At 55.6% G+C, this 8,977-nt stretch carries 7 protein-coding genes; 2 read left to right on the top strand and 5 right to left on the bottom strand.

Annotated elements, in window-relative coordinates; translation table 11 throughout:
• The 3 genes from B2R17_RS15295 to B2R17_RS28215 form a co-directional block, all read right to left on the bottom strand.
• Window positions 1-975 (bottom strand): potassium channel protein (locus B2R17_RS15295; protein WP_286764669.1); only part of this gene is annotated, 975 nt, incomplete at its 3' end.
• Window positions 972-3,017 (bottom strand): DUF4129 domain-containing protein, encoded by a 2,046-nt coding sequence (locus B2R17_RS15290; RefSeq protein ID WP_286764668.1) that lies wholly within the window; start codon window positions 3,015-3,017, stop codon window positions 972-974. The genes B2R17_RS15290 and B2R17_RS15295, both read right to left, overlap by 4 nt.
• A 15-nt stretch (window positions 3,018-3,032) precedes the next feature.
• A complete protein-coding gene (locus B2R17_RS28215) occupies window positions 3,033-3,257 on the bottom strand; it encodes a DUF4339 domain-containing protein (RefSeq protein WP_339887263.1) in 225 nt (74 codons plus the stop codon).
• A 430-nt stretch (window positions 3,258-3,687) separates the two neighbouring features.
• Here B2R17_RS28215 and B2R17_RS15285 point away from each other — a divergent pair, with 430 nt between their 5' ends.
• Both B2R17_RS15285 and B2R17_RS15280 read left to right on the top strand, forming a co-directional pair.
• Window positions 3,688-6,813 (top strand): hypothetical protein, encoded by a 3,126-nt coding sequence (locus B2R17_RS15285; RefSeq protein ID WP_286764667.1) that lies wholly within the window; start codon window positions 3,688-3,690, stop codon window positions 6,811-6,813.
• A gap of 41 nt (window positions 6,814-6,854) precedes the next feature.
• A complete protein-coding gene (locus B2R17_RS15280; RefSeq protein WP_286764666.1) occupies window positions 6,855-7,916 on the top strand; it encodes a hypothetical protein in 1,062 nt (353 codons plus the stop codon).
• Here B2R17_RS15280 and B2R17_RS15275 read toward each other — a convergent pair.
• On the bottom strand, window positions 7,829-8,284 hold the full coding sequence (locus B2R17_RS15275) for a hypothetical protein (RefSeq protein WP_286764665.1): 456 nt from the start codon (window positions 8,282-8,284) through the stop codon (window positions 7,829-7,831). The genes B2R17_RS15280 and B2R17_RS15275 overlap by 88 nt on opposite strands.
• Window positions 8,285-8,382: 98 nt before the next feature.
• Window positions 8,383-8,977: GTP cyclohydrolase II (gene ribA / locus B2R17_RS15270; protein ID WP_286764664.1), on the bottom strand; the 595-nt coding region annotated here is incomplete at its 5' end.

The raw sequence follows: 8,977 nt of genomic DNA, 5'->3' as shown, positions 1-8,977 counted from the left end.
CGCTTCCTCCTGGATTTCCCGCTCCAATCGAGCGATCGCGAGCCGGATCAATCGCGTTTCCCGACGGGCGACCGCCAATTCAGCTTGCAGTCGTTCGATTTGGCGTTTCTTGTCGGTTTTGAACAGCCGCGTTGCGACGCCCAAGATCACCAGGGCCCGAAACCCTTTCAGGGCGGTGCCTCGCAAGCGATAGGCCCGCGCGAGCTTTGCGATTTGCGGGATTTTCGCGAGCTTCGCCAACCGGGTTCCGCGAACCGCTTGCATCGATCGCAAGAAAGAGAAAAACGGCAGCAAGATGATCGCGAGATCGACCCAGTTCTGGCGGATGTAGTGGATCTTTTTCTCGGCGATGGAAACCATCAGGATGAATTCAGCCGCGAAAGCGAACCAGATCACGCCGGTGCCGACGTGCAATGCGATTCGCAGCCATTGATGCTGAGCGACTTGTTCTTTGAGAAAGAATTCTGTGACCAACACGGGCAAGATCAGCAACGCGATGCCAATCATGGGAACGCTGAAGTGTTGAGCTAAACGGCGACGCAGTCGTTTGTTGGTGCGTTGCCATGACATGACCGGCAACCAAAGCTGACCGTGCATTTCGTAGCTGCGAGCACACATCCGCAGCGACGGGCAAATGCAGAACATCAACGTGAAGAAGTGAAACCATCGCATCGAGCGAGACTTCGGCCGGATGATCCAGTGATAGATGGATTCGATGATCACGATCGGCCAAATGGCAGCCATCGAAAGAATGGCGAGTCGTTCGAACCACATCCCTAAGTAGGTGGAATCAACCCGGAGGACGTAATCTTCCGCGTGAGCTTGGGTGGTCGTTTCGCGAAGATTGGGGACGTCGACCCACATCACAATCAAGATCGCTTGGCACACCAAGAACCACACGGAAATCGCAAACATCCACGGCGCCGTGATGCGTGCGATTTTGGTGTGAATGGGGGAGTGCAAATGCGAGGTCATGAAGTGCGGATGCCACCAGCGAAGACTTGCCATACGGAACTGGCGGCCTCGACATCATTTTTCGCGGCCGCTGCACGACCATAAACGATTCGGTTGTAAGCATCGACGACCTGGATCGCAGATTGACCCAGCGTCGGGAATTGCACCGCGACGCGTCGAACAAATTCGGACGGAGTTTCATCCGGCGATCGTTCGACACCCTGTTCGCGGCACCAAGCTTCCAAGGCTTGGAAAGTCACCACCACCACCTTGCGCGGATCGGGATCGCCCACCGGATTGCGAAACGATGAGAACGGTCGCGGCGGCGTCTCGGGTTGGAGCTTCTTCGCGGAAGGTTGTTGCGCGGTCGTTTCACGATCTTCTTCCGCAAGCAGGCTGTCCCACCACGCCATGATGGCGTCCAAATTGCGAAAGATGAAAATCGCGATGAATGCAAACAAACCAAGGAAGATCAACCATTTCAGCATTCCCGCGATGGTGCTGAACACGCCACTCAGCGGAGGCGAACGGTCCGGTGGCGGCTTGGTCCGAGCCGAGAGTGGTTCCTTCTGCTGATTCGAGTTCTCGTTTTGGTTCTCAGATGGCGGCCGGGACTGCTCGTTGTTTTGTTTCGATTGATCAGATTCTTGCTTGGATTGTTCAGCAGATTCGTTCTTGGACGATTGAGATTCGTTCGCCGAGTCGGATTCAGCGTTCGAGGAATCTTGTTCGCCGCTTTTCGAATCATCGCCTGCGGAGTTGGATGCTTCCGATTTGGATGCGTCCGATTTGGATTCGCTTCCTGGACTCGAATCGGAAGAGGATTCGTTTGCTGATTGAGGGGATTGGTTTTGCTGCGATTGGCTTTGCGACTGTTGGCTGTTTTGCTCGGTCTTTGTTTGTTGTTGGTTGCCTGAGCTCTTGGAGTCGCCGGACGTCGATTGACTTTTCGATTTGTTCTTTTCACCGCCAGCAGGTTGATCGCTGCCGGGGTCTTGTCCTTTTCCCTGTTTCTTTCCGCCGGGATCACTCCCTGCCGGTCCGTCTTCGCGATTGCCCTTTTGCCCGCCCGCTTTTGCCCCGGATTGAGTTTCGCCGCTGGGCGATCCGTCCGGACCGGTCTCAGATGATTTGGCGTCGTTTTCGTCACTGATCTCCGCTCCCTCATCACCCCAGCCGTATTCGCTGGCGGACAACGGCGATCGGTTGGTGAGGAACTCAGGTGCCTTTAGCGACGCAATTGCTTTGCCGGGCAGCGGAGCGACGTAGGCGATCATCAAAATCAGCCCGATGATGACGATGCCGCCGGCGAGCCAAGCGATCGTTGCATCCAGAGGCATTTCCGTTTGTCGTTGCCGCAGATAGCGACGAAGGTTCAGAAACGATGTCACGACCAACAGCGACAACGCAGAGAACAGATACAGCGTCAGCAGGATTCTGGCGAGGTTCCACGATTTGGGATCACCGCCAAGGAAGAACTGGCCCAATCCAAACAGCGGCAATGCACCGAGTGCCAACCACAACACCGTCCGACCAGGTTGGTGGCCGGCGGCAGGATTCTTTTTGGGCCGTTTTGATTTGGCGGACGCATCTGCGTCGTCCGATTTCGGTTTGGATGGTGAGGCCGCGGTTTGGTGTTGCTGCCGCCGAAGCTTGAGAAACGACAAACCACTGTCGACCAAACCTTGGCCACTGCTGTCGATGGAATCATCCACGATCGTGCAATCGTGAACGATTTTGTCGGCCAAATATCCGACGATCCACACGATCCCAATCGAGAAGATCGGGTCACCGACGTACGCGACCAAGACGTAAACCGTCGCGAGACCGAGCGCGATCGCGTACAGAGACGAGTACTGGCGGTCATTTTCGATGGTGATTCGAGCGACCGCGGTGGCTCCCATCGAGTACATCAGCATCGTCCACACCAACGCGCCCGAGTATCCACCCGAATACAGGACGATGCACAAGAAGCTCGCCAGGCTGAACAGCATCACGAAGATCAGCACCGGCGCGATCGCGATGGCGGCGTAGTCGGCGGCGGTGTGATGCAGTCGGCTCAAGAAGATGCCGTTTTGCTAGCTGGCCTGCCCGTGCGCGGCGTCACCGGCTTCGTTGGGATGCGATTGTTTCCATCGCCGCATGGCAGGTTCAATCGTACTCATTGGAACCCAACGCTGCCGAGTCTTTGAGCTCTGCACCAGCGTTTCGGGAGAGATTCTCCCCCGGTCGATGCGGAGTAATAACTCGGGTTCGCTAATTGGACCGATCCGTTTTGTCGTATGAAACCATCCGTGGCTCATGTAATACCATTGGGCACTCATATGCTCCTCCACTGGGTTGCGGAACTCCCTTTATCTTAGTGATTTTGTCACATCGATTACAGCTGATTTCGGGGTGATTCTTGCGCGTCAAGGGTGGTGAGTACGCCTCTATGGGGGTGATTTTTGCGTGCGCCCAGCCACCGAAAACCGTCTTGTGACAACGGTGATGAAACCAGTACTTTGGCGTTGGACGGTCCAAGGTGGATGCCGTTGATACACGCCGAATCAACCACTCAACTTGGTGGTGGTTTTCACGAAAACTGGTTTTTAAGTGATGGGGCAAGGCGAAACGAACGCTCGAACGACATGGCGGAACGACTTTGGTCGCGACGTGTGGCGACCTTTCTGCAATCCTTTCGCAATCGCGGTTTGGCGATGTTTGGTTGGTTTCGTGGTTTGTAGTTTTGGCGTGACAGACGCCCTCGCGCAAACCAGCGAAAAAATCGTCGTTTTGCCGCGTTTTGGCACTCCTTCGTGTGAATTGAATGAGTCCGTCATTCGATTCCGAATCGAAAGCGAAGTGGACTCGACGGACGACGAATCCACCTCCGTCGACGGCCCCGTTGGTCAATTGACTTTGTCGGGACGATTGGACATCCGATCGGCCGACACAAATGAGTTGATCGGGCAAGTCGCCATTTCGCCGGACACGGTTTCAGAACCGATCACGATCACCCAACCCGGAATCTATGACGTGCAAATGCGCGTCCCACGAGATCATTCCGGTTGGCAACGATGGCTGCGGTTGGATTCGCTGACCGAAAGCGACGCGACTGATGTTGTTCGCAACTGGACAGTCGTTGCCTTGCCCGAGAACAAGCCCACAAAAGCAGCATCTAACAAAAGCAACGCTGGCAAACTTGCCGCGAAGAAGATTCCGCCGCGTCAGGTGATGACGCACGTTGATGTGCCCACATTGCGATCATGGTGCTCAACCGCGACAGCGGAAGCGTCGGAAGAGGAACGCTCGCTTTTGAATTGGAAATGGCGAAGCGAAGGTGCACCGCTTTCTCAAGACGCGATGATCTGGCAAGCGCGTTTGAAGTGCGTGAAACGCGAAATCAAAGCCATCCGTGAACAGGGCGTGGATGGAATTGTGTTGCCGATCGCAACTGCATCGCCTGGCGATCAATCAGTGACAGAGACAAACGATTTTCATCCGACGGACGATGCGTTGCTCGTACGTTTAGCCGCCGAAGAAATGGTCCAAGCGGACGGCCAGGTTTGGCTGGAACCACCACGTTTGCCATGTGGTGCGCCGGTGGACGAACTGGTGGGAATTTGGAATCAGTTCTGGGGTGATGGCCGAGCGACAGGTTTTGTCGTGCGCTGGCAATCGGACACGATTCATTGCCGGCAATGTGGGCATCATCATGGAACCGATGCCTTGCTGCCGATCATCGCTGACTTGAATGATCAGCATTTGATTTTGGTCGAGAACGCGACCGCGGATTCTTCTTCGACCGAAGACGCAACTCAAATCGCCGCGGAAGTTCCTTCGCTGCAACAAGCACTCACTGAGATTCGCAGTTCCCAATCGGAGCGGGCGATCGGACAAGTTTGGCTTCTGCGAGATCAGCGACGACAGCCGCCACCGCGTTTGAGCAGTCACTTCCAAGTCGTTGATGGTGGAGCCTTCAGTCCAGCAGACGCGGTTTGGTTGGGGCATCGAAAATCCGCAACGACAGAGCTGTCCTCCTCTTTCAGTCACGATGCAGCGTTGACCGAAGAAATGGATGAGCAATGGATCCGATGGTGGGACGAAGTTTCAGCATCGGGCAAGCAATCCAGCGCTTTGTCAGCATCACGATTCGTGCTGGCGGATTTGGAAATGCTCGACACATCCAGCGGAGTTGCCGCATGTCATGCATGGAAAAACTGGAGCGTTGAGCTGTCGTTGGTTTCCGCCGAAGCGTCCGCAGGCAAACAGAAATCGATCGATGGTTTGGTGACAGTAGCGACGCATTCCGCCAGCCAATCGTTGGTCCTGGTCAATCGTGCACCGTGGTCAATGAGCATCACGCTCACCACAACGGAAGCAACGACTTGGTCAACAGCCGCGGGCGACGATGCCGGGCATCTGGCGCTGACGGTGCCCGAGCAAACACCACTGGGAGCGAGATTGAAATTGCCACCAGGTCAGATGGTGATTTGCCGGAGCGAATCGCCGCTGCCTCGCAATTTGGCGTGGACGGGTTACGTATCCGACCCCGCAACGATGATTCCGCGAATCACCGAACAAGTCACGATGGTGGTCGAGCATGTTGGTTTGCTGAGTGAGCTGGATCGGTTGCCTCGATCATTGAGCACGACGCCCGAAGCGAACGAAACTCAGGGCGCGCCCGCGAGATCTTCGATTGATCGTTGGAATCCCGGTCGTGTGATTCAAGCCAGCACCACTTTGTTGCGTTCGCCAAAACCATCGGCGCCGCAGCCCAAACTCAAGACCCCCGAGTCCTTGCTCACCAACGGTGGTTTCGAACAAAAAAGTCTGACGGATGCGAGTACGCGGTTGGGGATTCCCAATTGGATGCACGCTCAGCATCCCGCCGATGCGGTCAAGCTCGATCCTCGATCCGCGTTCCGTGGCGAACAAAGCGTTCGATTGGCCGCGCGTGATTCGTCGGGAACTCAGGCTTGGTTGATCAGTAAAAACATTGCCACTCCAAATGCCGGACGCGTCGCGATCTCGATGGCACTAAGAGGTTTTCGCGAACCGAGCAAAGAAGTTGTCAAGCCGAGCGAGAGCACTTCGCCGATTGGCAATCCCGTTTCGCGGAACCCCGCGTGGACTCAAGCAAACCAGCCCGGAACCGGCAATTCAGCACGCACAAATGCGAATGAGAAACAATCCAACACGCTGACGTTGCGGGTCGCTTTGGAAGGCTCGCTCGACGGACAACCATGCCGTCATTCTCGCGAGGTCGAGGTGCCGGTCGATGGCAAGTGGCAAGACTCAACCGTGGTCCTGGAGTGGTTGAACATCGATGTTGAGAACACGCGGGACTTGCGAGTGACGATCGACAATTTGTCGGACGGAATCATTTGGGTGGATGACGTTTTTGTGACGGACTGGTTCGCCAGCCGTTCCGAACGAGCTGAGATTCAAAGCCTGGCTTATCTGGCTGTCCAAGGATTGCAGCGTGATGACATCAAAGCACCCGCCCAACTCTTGAACCAGTTTTGGGCCAAGCAGTTGCTTCAATTTGCCAAGCGTCGATCGACGGATCCCCGACGCGCTGAGGTGAACCGACCTTTGGTTGAGCCGGGGTTCAGCGGAGCGACCGCGACAACGGTTTCGGCCACCCCCCGCACGTTCGGAGCCGCCGACCGTGGAGCATCTTTGGCGGCGGTCAACACAGCGGGTTTGTCAGCGAGTTCACCATTGTTCAATAACATGCCGGCCCAAAACCCGGATGGTGAACGCCCCCCCGTTGAACCGGCGAATTCGCAACCTGTGGTGGATTCGCCCATGCAGAACAATGGTGTAACCGACAGAATTCGCAACTGGTTACCGCAGTCGTTAAGATTTTGAGTCCTACTTGATCAGTCGAACGCCCTTCCGAGGTTTGGCTTATGTCCCAATCGCATCGATCAGAAACTGCGAACGCTAAGAAAAGCAGTCGGTCATCCCTTCGTTTTTGGGGGCGATTCGTCGCCGTGGTGTTAGCCGTGACTTTGGTCGTTGGCGGGATGGTGAGTTATTGGGCTGTGTGGCAATCGCGACAGGTGCCTGATTTCTACAAACGGGCGTTCAATCAATCTGATCAAGCGATGCAGGTCGCCAGGAATCAGCTGCAGTTCGATGTCGAACAATTGCAGTCTGATCTTTCGCGACGTGGTTCTTGGAACGCTTCGTTCAGCGAAGACGAAATCAACGCTTGGTTGTCCGACCAATTGCCGGAACGTTTTGATCGATTGTCAAAACGTGGCGTTCGCGAACCAGCCATTGCGATCGAAGACGGACAAATTCTGGCTGCCGTTCGTTATCAGTCATCACGTTGGGACACGGTGGTGTCTTGCCGGTTGTCGGTGGAGATGACCGAAGAACCCAACCTGCTGGCCATTCACTTGTCAGATCTCAAAGCCGGCGCGCTTCCGCTGCCACTCGAACCGTTTGTTCGTCGTATCAGTCGTGAGGCCGCTCTGGGGGATTTGGATATTCGTTGGGACTTCACCGAGGATGGACCGATCGCTTTGGTGCATATCCCACCAGAAGACCCGCACTACGCCTTTGCACCCTTGGTCATCGAACTCGTGAGTTTGACCGCCGGACGCTTGCGATTGTCTGGCCAAGCCGGCCAATTGGCGCAGGATTTCTACTCACCTCGTGGTCCACTGCATCGGTTTGTGTCGTTTCGCAAACAGACACAACCTTCGAATGAAACAGAAAACGAAACCACCAAATCGCAAAGCAAACCGACGGATGGTCGTTCAGCTTCCGCAGACGTCGAGCTTGAACAAAGCTCCGACGAAGAGCTCATGACAAGCGATCGGGGCTTCGATCAGCGTCAAGCTGATTCCGGTGCCTCGGGAACGAAGGCATCCGGTCAACGTTGGATGGTCAGAAAGCCATCCCACACAACGCCCGCCATCTTGCGGACTCGTTCAGACGAATCGCTGTCGCAGTTCCAGTGATCACGCTGGAAGGTGAGTTGGAGCTTTTGCATCTCACTTGACGAGACTGAGTCGACGACCCGTTCCAATTCGACACTCGTGCGGAACACAGCCCGTTCCGCGTCGGTCTCCAGTGCGGCAGTGACCACTCGGTGCGTTCCACGAGCGATCTGAGTGACGCTGCCTCGATTGTTGGAAATGGGACCTTCGTAATCCAAGTATCGACGGCGATGGTCCGGCAACCAAGTCATCGGAATCTGATGATCGGTTCTCAGTTTCGCAAAGTTCAGGTCGATGACCGGAGTCGCGAACGTCCATAGCTCGCCACCGCTTGCGACTTCGAACATCCAATCCAAGTGATCACCACGAGAGACGGTGTCGCTCGTCAACGGATGTTCGGTCGCGGGTTCCGGAACACGGTGATGCAACACGACGCACCGCAGCGGGATTGTCGCGTCCGAATGTATTGAGCTTTCCGAGAAGGGGCTCACGACAACGGAGGCAACTGGTGACCCATCTTTTCGCGTTTCGTTTCCAAGTAGCGAACGTTGTGTTCGTTGGTTGGTGGAACGATCGGCACTTGGTCGACAACTTTCAGGTCAAAGCCACGAAGATTGAACGCTTTCGTTTTCTTCGGGTTGTTTGTGAGCAAGCGGACCTCCGACAAACCGAGGTCTTTTAGGATTTGCAGTCCGACGCCGTAGTCACGCATGTCGGCTTTGAATCCGAGTGCGTGGTTGGCTTCGACGGTGTCCATGCCTTTGTCTTGCAATGCGTAGGCACGAATCTTTTGTGCCAAACCAATGCCGCGACCTTCTTGCGGCAAGTAGATCAACGCACCACGGCCTTCGCGGCTGATCATGTCCAGTGCCATGTGAAGTTGGTCGCCGCAATCGCAACGCAGCGACTGGATCAAATCGCCGGTGAAGCAACTGCTGTGCATTCGAACCAGCGGTGGTGTGCCGGGAGCGGTCAGGTCACCAAACACGATCGCGATTGGTTCTTGTGCTTCGTAGTTGACTTCGTAAACGATGATTTCAAAGTCGCCGTATCGTGTCGGCAATTCCGACGTGGCGGCGCGG

Source organism: Rhodopirellula sp. UBA1907, assembly GCF_002337565.1.
Taxonomy (GTDB): domain Bacteria; phylum Planctomycetota; class Planctomycetia; order Pirellulales; family Pirellulaceae; genus Rhodopirellula; species Rhodopirellula europaea.
Note: the sequence above shows the minus strand (reverse complement) of the source record. Positions and strands in the feature narration are given on the sequence as shown.